We start from the raw sequence: 18708 nt of genomic DNA, 5'->3' as shown, positions 1-18708 counted from the left end.
GGCGTTTTCGTTAATCTGACTCTACGCTCGACGCAACCATCGCCCCGCCACTCACCAGACCGAGGCACCATGATCATTTCATCCGCATCTGACTATCGCGAGGCAGCACGTCGCAAACTCCCGCGTTTTTTGTTTGATTACATTGATGGCGGGGCCTACGCAGAGCACACGCTGAGGGCCAATAGCGCTGATCTGACGGGCATCAGCCTGCGTCAGCGCATTCTGAAAAACGTCGAAACCCTGAGCCTTGAAACTACCCTCTTCGATCAACCACTTTCCATGCCGATCATATTGGCCCCGGTCGGCCTGACGGGCATGTTCGCCCGTCGTGGTGAAGTGCAGGCGGTAAAAGCGGCGGAAAACAAAGGCATTCCACTGTGCCTGTCGACGGTATCGGTGTGCTCGATCGAAGAGGTCTCGGCACAAAGCCAACAGTCCATCTGGTTTCAGCTGTATGTGTTGAAGGACAGAGGCTTCATGAAAAATGCACTGGAGCGGGCGAAGGCCGCCGGTGTGAAAAACCTGGTGTTTACCGTGGACATGCCCACGCCGGGCGCCCGATACAGGGACGCACACTCAGGCATGTCAGGTCCTTTTGCATCATCGCGGCGAATGCTTCAGGCCATGACCAAACCCGACTGGGCATTCAACGTCGGTGTCATGGGACGTCCACACGACCTGGGCAATATCTCGAAGTACCTTGGCAAAGCCGTCACCCTCGAAGACTACATGGGCTGGTTGGCCAACAACTTCGACCCTTCAATCAGCTGGAGTGACCTGGAGTGGATTCGTGAGTTCTGGAAAGGCCCGATGATCATCAAAGGCATTCTTGATCCTCAGGACGCCAGAGACGCGGTCAGCTTTGGCGCGGATGGCATTGTCGTGTCGAACCACGGCGGGAGACAGCTGGACGGCGTGCTCTCCACCACCAAGGCATTGCCACCCATCATGCAAGCCATCGGTAATGATCTGACGGTGCTGGTCGACTCGGGAATCCGCTCGGGACTTGATGTCGTACGGATGTTGGCGCTGGGCGCAAAAGGCGTATTGCTGGGGCGCTCCATGGCTTATGCACTGGCGGCCGACGGTCAACGTGGGGTGGAAAATATGCTGGATATCTTCGCCAAGGAAATGCGCGTCGCCATGACCTTGACCGGGGTGACTTCGATTAGTCAGATTGATGAATCCACGCTGGTGGATGCTGTTCGATGAGCTGAACACCTGACCTTAAAACGCCGCGCCCATGCGCGGCGTTTTCGTTGATGCCTGGAAAGCGCCCCTCACTCAACGTCTTTGAGAACTTCAAAGGTCACTTGATCGGGATAAAACGCCATGTAGCCGCGAATCTGCTCTACCGACACTTTGGGGTCTTCATAGCTCCACACCGCGTTAGCGCCCTCATGTCCCGGGATTTGCAGACTGAAATAGCTGGCATCGCCCTTGTAGGGGCAATAACTCGTGTGATCGGTGCGGGCAAAGTACTTTTCATCGATATCCTCCCGCGGTACGTAATACACCGGAGGATAGTTGGCCTCGAGCAACACCAGCGCCCGTGCGGACGCGGCCACCTGAATACCGTGAAACTTTACAAGCAGGCAGCCCGGCTGCTCTGCGATGGTGATGACAGGACTAGGACCAGTGCTTTTCATGAAATACGTTCCTCATGATGCTGATGGGCTGCGCTGCAGCCCCAAAACCTGAGACCACGACTTTCAGGTATAACCCAGATTTTGCACTCACGACGGCTTCGCAGCCGAACGGGAGAGAGCTTCTCTCGACGATATAAGCGGGCAAACGTTCAAAGCCCGGTGAAACATCGTCTACGATCAATAGGATCGTTGACGTCCCTGCTGCTCAGACAGGCAGTCGTGGCATGGCGTGGGGATTTGAGTCTCAGACACTTGAGGGTCCCCTCATGCCCGCCACACAGTTTTCCCTCGACCAGAAAATCATCACCCTCGACGCCCGTCCGGATCGCCTCGACCTGCGCGATCGCATTTTTACCCCTCGTGTCCAGTCACTGCCGCCCTCCTGGCCCGCCGACAAGGACATTGCCTCCGAACTCTCGGGTTACCTGGACAAAAACATGGTGCTCTACCAGGGCAGCGAAGGCGCGTGCACCGGGTTCGGACTGGCAGCGGTGGTCAATTTTCTGTTGTGGCGGCGAGACAGGGCTTCCACCAAAACGAGTCCGCGCCAGCTTTATCATCTGGCCAAACTCTATGATGAATGGCCAGGCGAGGATTATGTGGGTTCCAGTTGTCGCGGCGCGTTGAAGGGTTGGCACAAACACGGCGTCTGCGCGCAGGAACTGTGGCCCTATACCGTCAAGCCGGACGGATCGGTTCCGGCCTTTGAAGCACCGGCGGAGAATTGGGCGATGGATGCCATGACGCGGCCGCTGGGGGTTTACTACCGTGTCGAGAAGGACGATGTCACCGCCATGATGGCGGCGCTGTACGAGGCCGGCGCGCTTTTCGTCTCTGCCAATGTGCATCAAGGCTGGGCACTGATGCGGCCCAAAGGCAAAAAACAGCCGGCGGTGGAATTCCAGAGCATGTCTGCGCTGCCCGTCATCAAATGGCCGGCAGCCAGTGAGGGCGGTCACGCCTTTGCCTTGATCGGGTACACCAGTCAGGGGTTCATCGTGCAGAACTCCTGGTCAACCGACTGGGGATTTTCCGGCTTCGCCATCCTGACGTTCGAGGACTGGCTGGCCAATGGCACCGACGCCTGGACCATGGCCCTCGGGGTGCCGATCGAACGCGGCGCGTTATCGCAAAACGCACGCCCTTCAGGCGCCAGGACTGGCGCTCAATCACCGTTTCGTAGCGCGCTGTCCAGTTCCAGCGCCAAGCGCGAAGGGTTTTCCCTGTTCACGGCCAGTGCCTGCGAGCCCGATCGCAAAGGGCCGCCGCTGTTGACCAAGGATCAGGCTTACGGCCTGACCATCGTGATGGAAAACAATGGCAGCATCGGCCCTCGCCTTACCGACGTGGAAAACGTCCGGGCGGGCGTCAAGCGCATCGTCTTCGAGGCGCCTCGCGCCTGGTACGACAAGCTGCCGGCCGCAAACAAACCCCCTGTGCTGCGCATCGCCGTCATCGCCCACGGCGGGCTCAATTCCGAGCAGGATTCGATCAATCGCATTTGTGCGATGGCGCCCTACTTCCTTGAAAACGGCATCTATCCGCTGTTTGTCACCTGGCGCACCGGAGCGCTCGAGACGCTGGCGGATATCGTCCAGGACACCCTGCCCGGGCTGTTTCCCGAAGCCGGCAGCATCAGCGATGCCTTGAAGGCCATCAAGGACAAAGCCGTGGAAGGCTTCGATCGCACGCTGGAACTGGCGACCAAAAAACCCGGCGGCGACCAGTGGAGCCAGATGAAACAGAACGCCGAAGCCGCCTCAGTGGCCGGCTTTACCCCGCGCGGGCTGGTGGAAATGGCGGAGAACCTGAAAAACCTGGTCGCCGACATGGGCAAGAAAAACGTCGAGCTGCACCTGATCGGCCACTCCGCGGGCTCCCTGATCAATGGCCACTTGATTCAACTGCTGTGGGCCAGGGGTTTGCCCACCGAAACGTCGACGCTGATGGCACCGGCCTGCACCCTCGATTTCGCCAACCAGACCTACCGCAAAGTCATCGAAGGTGGAGGCCTGAAGCGCAAGGACTTCCACATTCACCTCATGTCCGACAGTCGTGAACAGGATGACAACGTCATCGGCGTGTACCACAAATCCCTGCTGTACCTCGTTTCCCGAGCCTATGAAGAACTGCAACGCATGCCGCTGCTGGGCATGGCCAAAAGTCTGGACAAGCAGTGCCAGGACTTCAGCAATCCCGATCTGGCGGAGTGGAACATCGCCGCCAAAAACATGACCGAACAGTGGAACCAGTTTTACTTTGGGAAAACCATTCCGACCGGGTTTGCCGCAACGGGTCGCGGGCTTCCCGAAGCGTTCGCGCAAACCCTGCATATCTTCAACGATCCGAAAATGAACTATGGCGCGGGCAAGAAAAAGGACACTTCCCACGGAGGCTTCGATAACGATGTGAACGTGATTACCGCAGCGTTGCTGACCATTCTCAGGCGAGAGCCCGGCGCGAAGCTGGACCAGCCGGTGGTCAACCTGAACTACTGAGGAGCCTGTGCAATGAATCGCAACGCACCGACTGTACATCCATACAGATAAAGATTGCTCCATCGCTCATCAGCCGCCATTCTGTCCACCTCTCGACAGTTGATGAGCGATGGTGGTTATGCGGCTGTACCTCTGTGAAAAACCTTCCCAGGCCAAAGACATTGCGGCCGTCCTCGGCGCCAGGCGTCGTGGCGACGGCTGCTGGCTGGGAACGGACGTCACGGTGACCTGGTGCATCGGCCATCTGCTGGAAACCGCGCCGCCCGACGCCTATGACGCGCGTTACAAGCGTTGGGTGCTGGCGGATCTGCCGATCATTCCAGAGAAGTGGAAGATGACCGTCAAACCGCGAACGGCCAGCCAGTACAAAGCGGTCAAGCGGCTGCTTGGCGAGGCCGATGAATTGGTGATCGCCACCGATGCCGACCGTGAAGGCGAGATGATCGCCCGGGAACTGGTGGAGCATTGCCGTTATCGCGGGCCGATCCAGCGGCTATGGCTGTCGGCGCTGGACGATGCGTCGATCCGCAAGGCGTTGGCGGCCCTGAAGCCAGGGGCCGAGACCTTTAGCCTTTACCATTCGGCACTCGGGCGCTCGCGGGCCGACTGGTTGATCGGGATGAACATGAGTCGGCTGTTCACACTGCTGGGGCGTCAGTCCGGTTATCAGGGCGTATTGCCGGTCGGTCGGGTGCAAACGCCAACCCTGCGCCTGGTGGTGGATCGCGACCGCAGCATCGCCGATTTCGTGCCGGTCGCCTATTGGGCCATCGATGTGCATCTGCTGCACGACGGCACCACGTTCACCGCCCAGTGGCGTGCGGCCTCCGAGGTTTGCGACGATCAGGATCGCTGCCTGAATCAGGCGTTGGCGCAAAATGCAGCGGCAGCCATTGGCAGTGCGGCGAGTGCCCGGGTGATCAAACTGCGCACCGAGCGGATGCGCGAAGTCGCACCCCTGCCCTTCGATCTGGGCACCTTGCAGGAAGTCTGCTCGAAGAAGCTCGGGCTCGGCGCCCAGGAAACCCTCGACATCGCCCAGGCCCTGTACGAAACCCACAAGGTCATCACCTATCCGCGCAGCGACTGCGGTTACCTGCCCGTGAGTCAGCACAGCGAAGCACCGGGCATTCTGGCCGCGCTGAGGCAGGCTGATCCGGCACTGAACGCCTTGAACGATTTCCTGGAGCCTCAGCGCCGCTCACGGGCCTGGAACGACGCCAAGGTCAGCGCTCACCACGGCATCATCCCCACGGCCGCGGCGAAAAACCTCGATCGGCTGGTGGGCAAGCAGCGGGCGGTCTACACCCTGATCCGCGCGCGTTATCTGGCGCAGTTTCTGCCCAACCATGAATACGACCGGACCCAGGCCGACTTCGACTGCGCCGGTGAAGCCTTGCGTGCCGTCGGCAAGCAGATCGTCGAACCCGGCTGGAAGCGCGCCCTGCCCGAGGCCCTTGCCCCGGCCAAGGGCCGCGAAGCACCGGCGCCGCAAACGCTGCCGGCATTGGCCGAAGGACGTGACTGCGCGGTGGCCGACGTCAAGCTCAAGGACCTCTGGACCCAACCGCCCAAACCGTTCACCGAAGGCGATCTGATCAAGGCGATGAAGAACGTCGCCAAACTGGTGGAAGATCCGCTACTCAAGCAGAAACTCAAAGACACCACCGGCATCGGCACTGAAGCGACCCGCGCCTCGATCATCCAGGGCCTGCTCGACCGTGGTTATCTGATCAAGAACGGCAAGGCCCTGGCCGCCACCCCGGCCGCGTTCAGCCTGATCGATGCGGTGCCGCGTGCCATCGCCGACCCCGGGACCACGGCGATCTGGGAGCAGGCGCTGGACATGGTGCAGAGCGGCGAGATGAGCCTCGAAGAATTCGTCACCAAGCAAGCCGCGTGGATGAGCAAACAGGTCGCCCGTTGCGCCGGCCTGAGCCTGACCATCAGCGGACCGGCAAGCCCCGCCGGGCGCGGCGCCACACCCTGGAAAAACAAGCGCAAGCCCGCCAAACGCAAGCCCTCGACCGGCACTAAACGCGCGGCAAAACCGGCGAGCAAGGCTTGAGGGCACTTCGAGCGAGCCAAAAGGGTCTAGTGTTCTTCAAGCCCAGCGACAGCCCCATTTTCTGAGAAGGCATCGACCATGATTATCGTGCATCACCTGAACAACTCCCGTTCCCAGCGGATTCTCTGGTTGCTGGAAGAACTGACCATCCCTTACGAGCTGAAATGCTATCAGCGCGACCCGAAGACCAACCTGGCACCGCCGGAATTGAAAGCGATCAATGCCCTGGGTAAATCACCGGTCATCGAAGACGGCGCGCAGAAGCTGATCGAGTCCTCGGCGATCATCGACTACCTGATTCGCCGCCATGGCGACGGTCGCCTGCAACCCGATCCGTCCACCCCCGCCTATGACGAATACGTGCAGTGGCTGCATTTCGCCGAAGGCTCGGCAATGTTGCCGTTGATGTTGAACCTGTACGTGGGGCGTCTCGGTGAAGCCGGCGCGCCGTTGCATCCGCGGATCAATTCGGAGGTGGCCAACTACCTGAGCTACCTCGACACGGCTCTGAGCCAGTCCGATTACCTGCTGGGCGATGAGTTCAGCGCCGCCGACATCCAGATGAGTTTTATCGGTGAGATCGCCAGAGCCCAAGGCAAGCTCGGTGACTATCCTCATATAGCGGCCTGGATTGAACGCTTTCAGGCTCGCCCGGCCTATCAAGCCGCACTGAAAAAAGGTGGAAAATACGATTTCGCCCCCCACTGAGTGCGCCTCAGGAGCCTACGAGCATGCCCTTGATAGAACTGCACGCCGCCCAGCGCGACGAACTGGAAACGATTGAAAACCTGATGCAGTTCTACATGTATGACTTCAGCGAGTGGCTGCCGCTGAAGTTCGGTGAGCATGGCTTCTTCAACGCCCAGCCCAAACCGGGTTACTGGCGAAAACCCGCAACCAGGCCGTTTCTGATCAAGGTCGATGGAGAATTGGCCGGCTTCGTGACTGTGGATGATGAAACCCATACTCACGGCGCCGAGTACAACATCGGCTACTTCTTTGTCAGTCGACGCTTTCGTGGCCAAGGCGTCGCGAAGTTTGTCGTTTCCACCCTCTTGAGCCGGTTCCCCGGTCAATGGCAAATTTTCCACCTCGACGTGAATCAGCCTGCGCGGCGGTTCTGGGCCCGGGTCTTGGCTGATCTCACTCATGGCGAGTTCACCCTGCATCAGCTGCCCGTAGACGGTTATCCCTGCACCGTTTACCGATTCCAGACATCGCTGCCATCGTCCTGACTGGCGCTTTCCCATTTCGATTTTTAATTCCAAACGACTTTGTCCGACAATATGTAGTGACCAAAAATAATCACTACAAAACCGTTGACGCCTCCGATTTGCCCTTGCATGATGCAGACGTCTCCCCGATCGGGAGAACAGGCAACACGTTTGAGCAAGCTCGTCTGACCGCCGAGCTGTTTTTCCCGGATACACGCTGCCCACAAGGCAGATTGAAGAAGCTGACCTGGCCTGAACGTCCAGTACAAAGACGAGAAGCGCTGGCGATCAATCCTCATGAAGCTTGTGGCCGACCCTGAAAATGTCGGCAGTAGCCAGAAGGTTTTCGCTGCTTCTCCTCGTTGTGACGCTATTGCGTAGCAGTTATTCAACACGACTACATGCAACAGACGCGGGACCCCGTCATTTTGGCGGCCGACCGCTGACGTCCTGGTTTCGGTGCCAGGGATCAACTAACCGATGGGCTACCTGTATTAGCGAATCAACTTTGAAAGATCACCAAATGGTCAAGGGGCTTACTATGAATCTGAACAATCAACCCACTATCGATGAACTGGCTCATCTGTTCGCTGCACAAAAAGACAGCCATGACAGCCATATTCTTTGGATCAGCAAGTCGGGCCAGGTGCATATCGACTGCCTGTCGACGCACGCAGATGAAGCGGAGTTCGACAAGAACAACCAGAACCTGCTCGCCCGACTGAAGATGTACCGTCGCGGCCAAGGCTATGTCGGCAAGAAAGCCGCGGCTGACAAGGACTTCATCGGTAATGTTCTGCAAACGCTGAAACAGGCATGGGCCTCGATGCAGAACCAGAACGAAGTTCGGGTGATTGACCGGTTCTACTGATACCTCCACACACCATCCATAAAAAGGCCCCGCTCGTCATATCGAGCGGGGCCTTTTTGTTTGTCTCGTGCGCACCAAACAACGCTATGGTTAATCGTGTGCACTGGATCATTGGAGGTTTGTGATGAACATACAACTGACAGGCTTGCTGTTGCTCGTAATGGCCAGTGCTGCCCATGCAAACAGCATCATCGGCGTTCCGTTGTTCGATGCGGACTGCCCCGGCAAAATCATCGTCCACGCGGATCAGGACGGACCGGTGTTGATCAACAGCAAGGAAGCCGAGACCAAAGCCATTGACGATCGCCGATTCGAAGCCAAGGGTTCGGGCGTCGTCATCTCGATCCTCCTCTCCGATGACGACTCGGTCACGGTGTCCTCCACGGGCAAGGCGCCCAATGGTGTGTGCCAATTAATAGAAGACTGATGCCGTCGACTCACCTGCAGCCGCACCCAACACCAGCTCCATAAAAGCCACCGACGCGGCACTGTGATAGTTGTTTTTGCGTCGAAGCAGCGCGGCCCCTCGTTTGGGCGACTCCCCCAACAACGGGATTTTGCGCAACGCGCGGTCCTCGGTGGCAATGGGCTCCGGAAGGATGGTGGCGACGGCCGTGTGCCGAATGACTTCCAGCAAGGTGCTCACCGAGTTGACCTCGATTACCACCTTCGGCGTGATTTGCTCCTGGGCAAAGTACTCATCGATACGGGTGCGGGTAACGAAGTCCGGGGCCAGCAGCGCAAACTCCAGCTGCGCGACCTCTTGCGCGGACAACCCGACCTGGCTTTCGTATAACGGGTGATCGCGTCCCACCATGACACCCAAGGTCTCGGTAAACGCCGGGATCGACTCGATGTCGGCATTTCTGACCTGGGTAAACGCGATGGCGATGTCCAGTGAGTCATCCACCAGCCCGGCCTCGATGTCATCCATCGACAGCTCGAAAATCTGCAGACGGATGTTCGGATACCGCGCCACGTAATCACGCACCAGCGGCCCCACCAGGTACGCCATGAACGTTGGGGTCATGGCCAGCCGCAAGGTGCCGCGGGACAAGTCCTTCACGTCATGCAGCGCACGTTTGCCCGCCTCCAGTTCCACCAGCACCCGACGAGCACATTCGATGTAGGCCTCGCCCGCATCGGTGGGTTTGACCGTGCGCGAGGTTCGGTCGAACAGGCTGACACCCAGGGTTTCTTCCAGTTGCCGGATCTGTTGGGACAGGGTCGGCTGCGAGACGTGAAGCGCCTCGGCGGCGCGGGTGAAACCGCCGTGGTCGGCGACCGCCAGCAAATAGCGCAAATGTCGGAGCAGCATGGGGAATCACCATCTATAGGCTGTGCTTATGCGCTGCATTGTATATCGGTCTTGGACGCTATGGATCGATCGGCAGAAGATTGCTCCACACCCAAGCAACATCACTCCCGACAGGAGAAACACCATGCAACAGTCCCACGCTTACAACGACCCAAGCCTGGCCCTGACCACGTCGATCCTCGACGTAAAAGCGCGCAAAAACCTGTCCTGGCAGGACCTGACCGACGGCACCGGCCTCGGTCTGGCTTACGTCACTGCCGCCCTGCTCGGTCAGCATCCGCTGCCGGAAAGCGCCGCCAAAGTGATTGGCGAGAAACTGGACCTGGACGCCGACACCGTGGCCCGCCTGCAGATCATCCCGTTGCGCGGCAGCCTCTCGGGTGTCCCGACCGACCCGACCATCTACCGCTTCTACGAAATGATCCAGATTTACGGCACCACCTTGAAAGCCCTGGTTCATGAACAATTCGGCGACGGCATCATCAGTGCGATCAACTTCAAGCTCGACATGAAGAAAGTCGAAGACCCGGAAGGCGGCTCCCGCGCGGTGATCACGCTCGATGGCAAGTTCCTGCCACTGCGTCCTTTCTAAGCGGATGCCGGCCCGCGCCACGCTAAATCCGTAGCAGCTGCCGAGCCTGCGAGGCTGCGTTCGAGGACGAAGTCCTCGCCGACCCAGGCGACTGCTGCGCAGCCGAACGCAGCCTCGCGGGCTCGGCAGCTGCTACTCAGAACATCCGATACACCCATGAGGAAGTCGCCATGAAAGCGCTCATCGAAGGTTTTTTGAAGTTTCAGAAAGACGCCTTTCCGCAACGGACCGACCTGTTCAAACACCTGGCCACCACCCAGCATCCAGGCACGCTGTTCATCACCTGCTCCGACAGCCGTGTAGTGCCAGAATTGCTCACCCAACAAGAACCCGGTGAACTGTTTGTGATCCGCAATGCCGGCAACATCGTGCCCTCCTACAGCCCCCATCCCGGCGGTGTGTCGGCCACGGTCGAATATGCGGTCGCAGTGCTCGGCGTCACCGATATTGTGATCTGCGGGCACTCGGACTGCGGCGCCATGACCGCCGTCGCCAAGTGCACCTGCATGGACCACCTGCCCGCCGTCAGCGGCTGGTTGCAACACGCCGAGTCAGCGAAAGTCATCAACGAGTCCCGCCCTCACGCCAATGAAGCGGCGAAGGTGAGTTCAATGGTTCGGGAGAATGTCATCGCGCAATTGGCCAATATTCAGACACACCCGAGCGTGCGCCTGGCTCAGGAGAAAGGCCTGTTGAATTTGCATGGTTGGGTTTACGACATCGAGACCGGTTCGGTCGACGCACTGGATGCCAACAGCCACCGTTTCGTGGCGCTCGCCGAGTACCCGGACACCTGTGCCCTTCAAGCGAGATCCCTAGAAGCAGCAGCCTGAATCGACTCGCCGCGAGACGATCGATGCAGCGCTCCCGGCTCACGGGAGCGCCGCACTAACACGATCGACAAGGTTATTTATCGTCCCGATTCTCAGGGCTCTCTTCAGCGTTGGGTGGTTCTGGAATACTGCCTGGGGTGAACACGTGAGTCAGCAAGTCTCTGGCATCGACATCGACGACCCCCTGAACCGAACGAGTCAGAGCAACAGCCTGCTCACACTGTTTATGGGTGTTGACGCGGCCGCTCAATGCCACCGTGCCCCCGTGGGTTTTGACATGGATTTGCAGGCCAAGACTGGGTTCGGCCATCGCGAGGGCTGACTTCACCCTCGCGGTAATCCACGTGTCGTGAACGCCCCTTTCCAGATCATGAGAGTATTGTTGGAAGGAATGAAGTTTCATGGTGTGACCCTCTCTCCGTCATCAGATGCACTGCCCGTCCATTGGCTGTGCAGCCTTGACGCTCAGGCGAGCGTTATGGACATCTGATTCGTTTTGGAGTGCTCGCCACGCCCATACGGACGCACATTAAGTATAGTGCGGCCGTTGATTGGGGTCGTGGTGCTGGATCAGCGTTTGACCGACAGATCCGTCTGGGTCATGCGACTGCGGATCGTGAACACCCCATCTCCCGAGAGAATCGCGCTGCGAGCAAACAGGCGACCGCTCTCCCAGTTCGAAAGCCCCAGTTCCGGCTTGTTCAGCGCGTACTGTCCGTCGACCCAACGGGTAATCCCGTTACCGACAAAGGGTGCGTTTACCGCGTTGTAGAAGCGTTCCTGAGCCTCGGCATCTTCACTGATCAACGACACGGTGAACTGCGGGCTATAGCGATTGAACAACGCGATGGCGCTGTCCAGGTCATCGACGATCTTCAGGCTGACTTCCGGGGTTTCTTCCCATTCCCACTCGCGGCCCAACTGGTCCTCGGGCAGCGGTTCGGCCAGGGCTTCGGTTTGATAGCCTTCGGCGCGGTACACCTCAACGCTGGCGGTCTGCCAATCGGTCGGCAGGTACGGCTCGCTGCCTTCGACGATGTGCAATTTGCAGCCCTGCCCGCGTGCGGTGCCGGCTTGTTGCAGCGCGTCGAGGAACAGCGGCAGCAGTTCTGCGACACGCTCACGGTGAATCAGGCAGACGTTCATCGTGTTGCAGACTTTGCGATCCAGCGAATTGCGCACTACCGCGGCAAAGCGCTGGGCATCGGCGTCCTTGTCGGCGATCAGCCAGGCACCACCGGTGCCATGCAGGCTGACGGCGGTGCCGGCCTGTTGGGCGATGCTGCCCAGTTGACTGACCGCACGACCTGAACCACGGGCCACCGCCAGCGACAGGCGCCGGTCGGCGAACATCGCCCAACCGGCGGCGTGATTGACGCTTTCCACCAGCGACACCGCGCCGGTCGGCAACCCGGCGTCGCTCAGTGCCGGATTCAACGCGTGGGTGACGATGGCTTGCGCCGTGCCCAACGCATCGCTGCCAATGCGCAGCACCGCCGTGTTACCCGTGCGCAACACACCGGCGGCGTCGGCGAAGACATTCGGCCGGCCTTCGAAGACGAACGCGACGATGCCCAGCGGCGAGACCACTTGCTCGACTTTCCAGCCGTCATGCTCGATGCAACTGACCACTTTGCCGCGCGTGGCCGACGCATCACGCCAGGCCCTGAGGCCGGCGATCATGTCGCGGCGCATGCGTTCATCCGCCAGAAGCCGCGTGGTGGAACGCCCACGGGCCTTGGCCCGCTCGATGTCGGCCAGGTTGGCGGCTTCGATCAAGGCCCAGCAGTCAGGGTTTTCCAGGCGTTGGGCGAAGCGATCAAAGAACTCGCTGATGGCTTGATCGGAGACCGCGGACATTGCGCTGAACGCCGCTTCGGCACGCTCGATTGCGATGGTCGCCGCTTGCTGGTCAGCCACCGGAATCAGCAACAATTCGCCGCTGACCTGCTCCACCAGCAAATGGTCCCCGGGCTGAAAACGCGCGGCCAATTCGGGGCTGACCACAGAGACACGATTCCCGGCGAAAGGGATAGGCGTGCCAGCGACTAGACGTTCGAGCGCAAGAGACATGAAGCGGTTTCACCATGCAATGGGCGGCCGGAAAATGTATAGGAAAATCCCTGGGGCGTCATTAACCGCACGCCTGACCGGTGATCGAAAACCCGGCAGCCCTGCACCCGGCCCTCCTACGCTGAAAGAGGTACATCAGCGTTTCCTGTTTTCCAAGGAGGCCGTCATGAGCGATGAATTCACAAGCCATGGAGCGGCCCTTGACGATGAAGGTCTGGCGCAGGCGCTGGACCTTGCCAAAGTCAGTGCCGCGCAACTCTGGGCTGTTTTGGCAGTAGAAACCTCCGGCAACGGGTTCTATCCCGATCGCCGTCCGAAAATCCTTTACGAGCGCCACGTATTCAGTCGGCTGACCCACCAGAAGTTTGACGCGCAACACCCGGATATCAGCAGCAAAACCCCCGGCAACTATGGTGCAACGGGGGCGCATCAATATGACCGTCTGAACCTGGCCGTCGGCCTGAACAGGAACGCTGCCTTGCAAAGTACATCGTGGGGGCTGGGGCAGATCATGGGATTCAATTTTGCGCAGACCCGTTCGGCGGATGTCGAGACGATGATCAGGCGAATGGTCGAGTCCGAAAACCAACAACTGCTGTGCACCGTTGGCACGCTGATCGAAGGCGGGTCAGTCGCGGCATTACGGGCCAAGGACTGGGCCAACTTTGCACGCCGCTACAACGGCCCCAACTACGCAATCAATAACTACGACGTGAGGCTCAGCGCGGCGTATCAGAAGTTCTCCTATGGTGGCACGCCGGACCTGAGAATCCGTATGGCGCAAACCTACTTGACGTACCTGGGCTGGCATCCCGGCCCTGTCGACGGCATCGTCGGCAAACAGACCCGGGATGCGATGAATCTCTTTCAGGCAAGAGAGCAGCTGGATATCACCACGGTGCTGGACGATGAAACGCTGGCGTGTTTGCGCAACCGGGTCGAAGCATTGCCGCGCTGACTAGAACACCGACCAGCCAATCCGCTGACTCAGGAACTCCAGCGCGGCCATGCCCGCGAGGGAGTTGCCGGCGGTGTTCAACTCCGGTGACCAGACGCACACCGTGAACTGCCCCGGCACCACCGCAACAATCCCCCCGCCCACGCCGCTCTTGCCGGGTAAACCGACGCGATAGGCAAAGTTGCCGGCTTCATCGTAGAGGCCGCTGGTGGCCATGATCGAGTTGACTTGCTGGGTCTGGCGGGCGGTGAGGATCTGTTCGCCGCTGTGTTTGCAGAAACCGTCGTTGGCCAGAAAACAGAACGCCCGCGCCAGATCCACACAGCTCATGCGCAGCGCGCAATGGCTGAAGTAACTGCGCAGTACCGCTTCGACGTCGTTGTGGAAATTGCCGAAAGACTGCATCAGATAGGCCATCGCAGCGTTGCGCGCGCGATGCTGGTATTCGGACTCGGCGACCTTGCCGTCCACCATGACTTGCGGGTTGCCGGACAGCCGACGGACAAAATCGCGCATGGACAGGGCCGGCGCGGCAAAGCGTGACTGGTTGATGTCGCAGATCACCAGCGCACCGGCGTTGATGAAGGGATTACGCGGGCGTCCGCGCTCGAACTCCAGTTGCACCAGCGAATTGAACGGCTGACCGGAAGGCTCGTGACCCAGGCGCTTCCAAATTTCTTCACCGGAGTGTCCGATGGCCTGCACCAGGCTGAACACCTTGGAAATACTCTGCACCGAGAACAACGTATGGGCATCGCCGGCGCAATACAGTTCGCCGTCATTGCCGTACACCGCGATGCCCAGTTGATCGGCCGGCACCGTACCGAGGGCAGGAATGTAGTCAGCCACCTTGCCCTGGCCGATCAGGGGACGTACTGCGTCAAGGATCTCGTTCAACAGCGCTTGCATGCCGGGTTCCGAAGTCACGCCCCATGGGATTGCGGGGACACAGACGCTAGACGCCACGGGGCGGGGCCGGATCACAGTTTTATACCGATACACCACAGCACCCTGTGGGAGCGAGCTTGCTCGCGATAGCGGACCAACAGTCGACATAGATGTGTCTGACACACCGCTATCGCGAGCAAGCTCGCTCCCACAATTGGTTTTGTGTTGGCTGTGTATCGGAGTGTGTACAGCGCCCTTCCCGACACACCCCGCCCCTAAAACCTCACGCCAAAGACACATCGCAGATACACCCGCTTGATGAACTGTGACTGTCGATTGGCCAAGCCGATCAAAGCGCTCAACTCACTCAATGCTACGGAGTATCACCATGTTCAAGCTCTCGACTTCTTCCTTGACCCTCGGCCTGATCATCGCTGGCGGCCTGGCCCTGTCCAACGTGGCTTCAGCCTCCGAATCCGAAGCATTCAGCATGAAACAACTGGCCCACGGCTACAGCCAGGTCCAGGCCGACACGGCAGAAAAACCGGCGGAAGGTAAATGTGGCGAAGGCAAGTGCGGCGCCGGCGAGTAACCCTTTGCGTGGGGCAAGCCGCTGCCCCACTCCCCTGACTGAACGGAGATCAAGCCCATGACCACCTCACTCTCATCGGCCGTGAAAGGCCTGCACCTGAACCTCGACCGTGCCGGTAGCTGGATCGCGCCGCTGACCCTGCGGGTGTTCCTCGCCTGGGAGTTCTTCGAATCAGGCCTGGAAAAATTCAATGGCGAAAACTGGTTCGCCGATATTCAGGACAGCTTCCCGTTCCCCTTCAACCACGTGCCGGCCACGCTGAACTGGGAACTGTCGATGTGGGCCGAACTGATCTGCGCCCTGGCCATTCTGGTCGGCCTGGGAACGCGGGTCTCGGCAATCATTTTGATCGTGGTCACGGTCGTCGCGACCGCTGCCGTTCACTGGCCGGCTGATTGGTCTACATTGAGTGAGCTTGCCCAGGGTTACGCCATCAGCAACAAGGGTCATGGCAATTTCAAACTGCCACTGATCTACCTCGCGGCGTTTATGCCGCTGTTGCTCTCGGGTGCCGGCAAGCTCAGCCTCGATGCGCTGTTGGCTCGGGTCTTCTGGCGTCGCGATAACCGCTAAAACGCCAGGGACTCGATAACGTCCCTCGGTTCAATAGTGGAGCAAACGTCATGAGCCTCACCCTCTATGGTTTTGACGGCAGTACTTATGTGCGCACCGTGAAGATGCTGCTGGTGGAAAAAGACGCGGACTTCGACCAGGTGCAGATCAACGTGATCAAAGGCGAGCCGCACCTGCCAGAGCACTTGGTGCGTCACCCTTTCGGCAAGGTGCCCGTCATCGACCATGACGGGTTCCGGGTGATCGAAACCGGCGCGATCGTGGCCTACCTGGACGAAGTCCTGCCAGGCCCGTCCATCACCCCTGATAACGCCCACGACCGCGCTCGCACCCACATGGCCCAGGGCATTTACGATTCCTATGGCTATGGCAACCTTGTGCAAGTGTTCGGCTACCATCTTTTTCCTGACTTCATTGGAGGACAGAATGAAGATTCGCGCCGCAAAGGCATCGAGAACTCGAAGCGGGTGCTGCGCGAGCTGATGAAAATAAAAGGCACCGATCCCTATATCGCAGGTCTTGAACCCAGCATCGGCGACTTTTACCTGGCGCCGGGCTGCGCCTACATCGCCATGACCCCGGATGCACCGCAGGTGTTTTCCGTGGACGGTTTCGACGGATGGTGGAAACGTATGCAGTCTCTGCCAAGCTTCAAGGCCACGCAGCCGAAATAAGCTTCAACCCAACTCACTTGTGTAGACAGGAGCCACCATGAGCGTGACCACCCAATGGATCGAGATCGACAGCGCCGACGGTAAATTTGGCGCTTACCTGGCGATTCCGCACACCCGCAAAGGCCCGGGGATCGTGCTGATCCAGGAAATTTTCGGCGTGAATGAACACATCCGCTCGGTCGCCGACCAATACGCTGCCGACGGTTACCTGGTGATTGCACCGGACCTGTTCTGGCGCAGCGGCCACCGCATTGAACTGACCTACGACGAGGCCGGCTGGAAACGCGCCGTCGAGTTGATGAACGCCACCGACGTCGGCAAGGCACAGACCGACATCGAACTGGCCATTGACGCCTTGAAAGCCCAGCGGGGCCTGGACGGCGGGATCGCCTCGATTGGTTACTGCTTCGGTGGTTTGCTCTCGTACCACACCGCCGCCAATGGGCTGGTGGACGTGGCCATCGCCTATTACGGCGGCGGAATCCAGAATCAGCTGGACCGGGCCGATGAAATCGAAGTGCCGCTGCTGATGCACTTCGGTGAACAGGACAGCCACATCCCACTGGAAGCCGTGGAGAAAATCGCCGAACGTTTCGAGAACAACGATAACGTCGAAATTGTCGTGTACCCGGAGGCCGAACATGGCTTCAACTGCTCGCATCGCGACAGCTACAACCAACGCGCAGCGGCTGAGGCCCATGGCAATACGTTGATCTTTTTAGGGCAGGAACTGTAAGGGCCTGTAATGGCCTCATCGCGGGCAAGCCACGCTCCCACATTGGAATGCATTTCCCCTGTGGGAGCGTGGCTTGCCCGCGATGGGGTCGACACGGTCTCAGCCGCTTAACGACTGGTTTCCTCCACCACCTCGTTCACCATCAACTTCGGATGAACACTGCGCTCATGCACATGGGCTGTCGGTGTACGGTCGATCAGCAAGCTCAACAGTTCCGGACGGCTGTAGTGACCGCGCGAATCCATCATGCGTTTGCGTTTGTCGATCAGGCCCATGTCGAGGTCGACGATCACCTCACCTTCGCCTTCAGTCAGCGAGCCCAGCACCGAACCGTCCGGGCTAATGATGGCGGTGAAGCAACCACCGGAAATCGGCCCGATGGGGCAACTGGTGTCGGCCATGATTTGCGCCTGTTGTTCAGGGTTCAGCCAGGCTGTGGAGTTGACCACGAAGCACGCCGCCTCCAGCGCATGCTGGCGGATGCTGACTTCCATTTGCGAGGTGAACAGCGGCCCGGCAAACGACCCCGGGTACATCGACGCATGGATCTGTTCGCCATCGGCCATCAAGGCATAACGGGCCAGCGGGTTGTAATGTTCCCAGCACGCCAATTGGCCGATGCGCCCTACCGCGCTGTCGGTGGCGCGCAGGCCGGAGCCGTCGCCCATGCCCCAGATCATGCGTTCGTGATAGGTCGGGGAAATCTTGCGGCGATGCTGAATCAGGGTGCCGTCGGCATCGAACAACAACTGCGTGTTGTACAGCGTTCCGCCGTCGCGTTCATTGACGCCGATGGAGACCACCATTCCCGCCTGTCTGGCGGCGGCGCCGATGGCCTCGGTGGCCGCCGAAGGGACAGTGACGGCCTGATCCAGCAGTTTGAGGTGTTCAGCCGCCATTTCGAAAGGCGACTGAACGAACGAGAAGTACGGGTAGTAAGGCACGATGGTTTCCGGGAACACGGCGAACTGCACGCCCTGCTCGCCGAGCTCGAGAATCTTCTGCACCACTTTGTCGACGGTGCCTTCACGGCTGTAAAGAACGGGGCTGATTTGTACGGCGGCGGCTTTTACGAGGGTCATGGCGGTGATCTCATTGAGGGAGTGGACTTCAACGAGATCAAAATTACGCCAATAATATTTAGACCGAAATGTCGAATACACCACCTTTT

The 18708-nt window shown here is 59.4% G+C and carries 20 protein-coding genes; 14 read left to right on the top strand and 6 right to left on the bottom strand.

Translation table 11 applies throughout. From position 1 onward, the window contains the following. Positions 1–69 precede the first annotated feature (69 nt). Positions 70–1212: an FMN-dependent L-lactate dehydrogenase LldD gene (gene lldD / locus ACA079_RS13665; RefSeq protein ID WP_056741692.1), complete on the top strand. Its 1143-nt coding sequence runs from the start codon at positions 70–72 to the stop codon at positions 1210–1212. 68 nt (positions 1213–1280) lie between these two features. Here the strand turns inward: lldD and ACA079_RS13660 are convergent, their stop codons facing one another. Beyond that, positions 1281–1649, bottom strand: a complete 369-nt coding sequence (locus tag ACA079_RS13660; RefSeq protein WP_497703912.1) for a DUF427 domain-containing protein — start codon at positions 1647–1649, stop codon at positions 1281–1283. Positions 1650–1915: 266 nt separating this feature from the next. On the opposite strand from ACA079_RS13660, the gene ACA079_RS13655 reads away from it, so the two are divergent. The 6 genes from ACA079_RS13655 to ACA079_RS13630 all read left to right on the top strand — a co-directional run bounded on the left by ACA079_RS13655 (position 1916) and on the right by ACA079_RS13630 (position 8727). After that, a complete protein-coding gene (locus ACA079_RS13655; RefSeq protein WP_497703911.1) occupies positions 1916–4147 on the top strand; it encodes a C1 family peptidase in 2232 nt (743 codons plus the stop codon). A 118-nt stretch (positions 4148–4265) separates the two neighbouring features. Further along, positions 4266–6215 carry a DNA topoisomerase III gene (locus ACA079_RS13650; protein ID WP_497703910.1) on the top strand — a complete coding sequence of 650 codons (1950 nt, stop codon included), beginning with the start codon at positions 4266–4268 and terminating at the stop codon, positions 6213–6215. A gap of 78 nt (positions 6216–6293) precedes the next feature. After that, positions 6294–6923 (top strand): glutathione S-transferase family protein, encoded by a 630-nt coding sequence (locus ACA079_RS13645; RefSeq protein WP_497703909.1) that lies wholly within the window; start codon positions 6294–6296, stop codon positions 6921–6923. A gap of 23 nt (positions 6924–6946) precedes the next feature. Then, positions 6947–7450, top strand: coding sequence for a GNAT family N-acetyltransferase (locus ACA079_RS13640; RefSeq protein WP_497703908.1), 504 nt, complete (start codon positions 6947–6949; stop codon positions 7448–7450). A gap of 520 nt (positions 7451–7970) precedes the next feature. Continuing rightward, on the top strand, positions 7971–8300 hold the full coding sequence (locus ACA079_RS13635; protein ID WP_415756642.1) for a hypothetical protein: 330 nt from the start codon (positions 7971–7973) through the stop codon (positions 8298–8300). Positions 8301–8424: 124 nt separating this feature from the next. Beyond that, positions 8425–8727 (top strand): hypothetical protein, encoded by a 303-nt coding sequence (locus ACA079_RS13630; protein WP_497703907.1) that lies wholly within the window; start codon positions 8425–8427, stop codon positions 8725–8727. Here the strand turns inward: ACA079_RS13630 and cynR are convergent. Further along, on the bottom strand, positions 8713–9618 hold the full coding sequence (cynR, locus tag ACA079_RS13625) for a transcriptional regulator CynR (RefSeq protein WP_497703906.1): 906 nt from the start codon (positions 9616–9618) through the stop codon (positions 8713–8715). The genes ACA079_RS13630 and cynR overlap by 15 nt on opposite strands. A gap of 124 nt (positions 9619–9742) precedes the next feature. Here cynR and cynS point away from each other — a divergent pair, with 124 nt between their 5' ends. Together cynS and ACA079_RS13615 are read left to right on the top strand one after the other, a co-directional pair. After that, positions 9743–10210, top strand: a complete 468-nt coding sequence (gene cynS / locus ACA079_RS13620; protein ID WP_497703905.1) for a cyanase — start codon at positions 9743–9745, stop codon at positions 10208–10210. A gap of 170 nt (positions 10211–10380) precedes the next feature. After that, positions 10381–11043 carry a carbonic anhydrase gene (locus ACA079_RS13615; protein WP_497703904.1) on the top strand — a complete coding sequence of 221 codons (663 nt, stop codon included), beginning with the start codon at positions 10381–10383 and terminating at the stop codon, positions 11041–11043. 73 nt (positions 11044–11116) lie between these two features. Here ACA079_RS13615 and ACA079_RS13610 read toward each other — a convergent pair whose 3' ends face one another. Beyond that, the gene (locus tag ACA079_RS13610) at positions 11117–11446 is read right to left on the bottom strand and encodes a BON domain-containing protein (protein ID WP_415768685.1); all 330 of its coding nucleotides are present in this window, start codon (positions 11444–11446) and stop codon (positions 11117–11119) included. A 167-nt stretch (positions 11447–11613) separates the two neighbouring features. Then, positions 11614–13116 (bottom strand): aldehyde dehydrogenase family protein, encoded by a 1503-nt coding sequence (locus ACA079_RS13605; RefSeq protein ID WP_497703903.1) that lies wholly within the window; start codon positions 13114–13116, stop codon positions 11614–11616. Between the two features lie 166 nt (positions 13117–13282). Between ACA079_RS13605 and ACA079_RS13600 the strand changes: the two genes are divergently transcribed. Continuing rightward, complete coding sequence (locus tag ACA079_RS13600) at positions 13283–14074, top strand: N-acetylmuramidase domain-containing protein (RefSeq protein WP_497703902.1); 792 nt, start codon at positions 13283–13285, stop codon at positions 14072–14074. Here ACA079_RS13600 and glsB read toward each other — a convergent pair whose 3' ends face one another. Further along, positions 14075–14983 carry a glutaminase B gene (gene glsB / locus ACA079_RS13595; protein WP_497703901.1) on the bottom strand — a complete coding sequence of 303 codons (909 nt, stop codon included), beginning with the start codon at positions 14981–14983 and terminating at the stop codon, positions 14075–14077. 367 nt (positions 14984–15350) lie between these two features. Here glsB and ACA079_RS13590 point away from each other — a divergent pair, with 367 nt between their 5' ends. From ACA079_RS13590 to ACA079_RS13575, 4 genes are read left to right on the top strand one after another with little or no spacing between them, the layout of a single operon-like run. Then, entirely contained in the window at positions 15351–15554 is a 204-nt protein-coding gene (locus ACA079_RS13590) for an HvfA family oxazolone/thioamide-modified RiPP metallophore (RefSeq protein WP_059405530.1), read from the top strand. 57 nt (positions 15555–15611) lie between these two features. Continuing rightward, positions 15612–16127 (top strand): HvfX family Cu-binding RiPP maturation protein, encoded by a 516-nt coding sequence (locus ACA079_RS13585; protein WP_497703900.1) that lies wholly within the window; start codon positions 15612–15614, stop codon positions 16125–16127. Between the two features lie 50 nt (positions 16128–16177). Beyond that, complete coding sequence (locus tag ACA079_RS13580; protein ID WP_497703899.1) at positions 16178–16801, top strand: glutathione S-transferase family protein; 624 nt, start codon at positions 16178–16180, stop codon at positions 16799–16801. Between the two features lie 37 nt (positions 16802–16838). Beyond that, the gene (locus ACA079_RS13575) at positions 16839–17537 is read left to right on the top strand and encodes a dienelactone hydrolase family protein (RefSeq protein WP_497703898.1); all 699 of its coding nucleotides are present in this window, start codon (positions 16839–16841) and stop codon (positions 17535–17537) included. A 107-nt stretch (positions 17538–17644) separates the two neighbouring features. Here the strand turns inward: ACA079_RS13575 and ACA079_RS13570 are convergent, their stop codons facing one another. Next, positions 17645–18619: a nitrilase-related carbon-nitrogen hydrolase gene (locus ACA079_RS13570; protein ID WP_497703897.1), complete on the bottom strand. Its 975-nt coding sequence runs from the start codon at positions 18617–18619 to the stop codon at positions 17645–17647. Positions 18620–18708: the final 89 nt, after the last annotated feature.

This window comes from Pseudomonas sp. LBUM1645 (assembly GCF_059716185.1).
The sequence above is the reverse complement of the archived record's forward strand: the minus strand, read 5'-3'. Positions and strand labels throughout refer to the sequence as shown.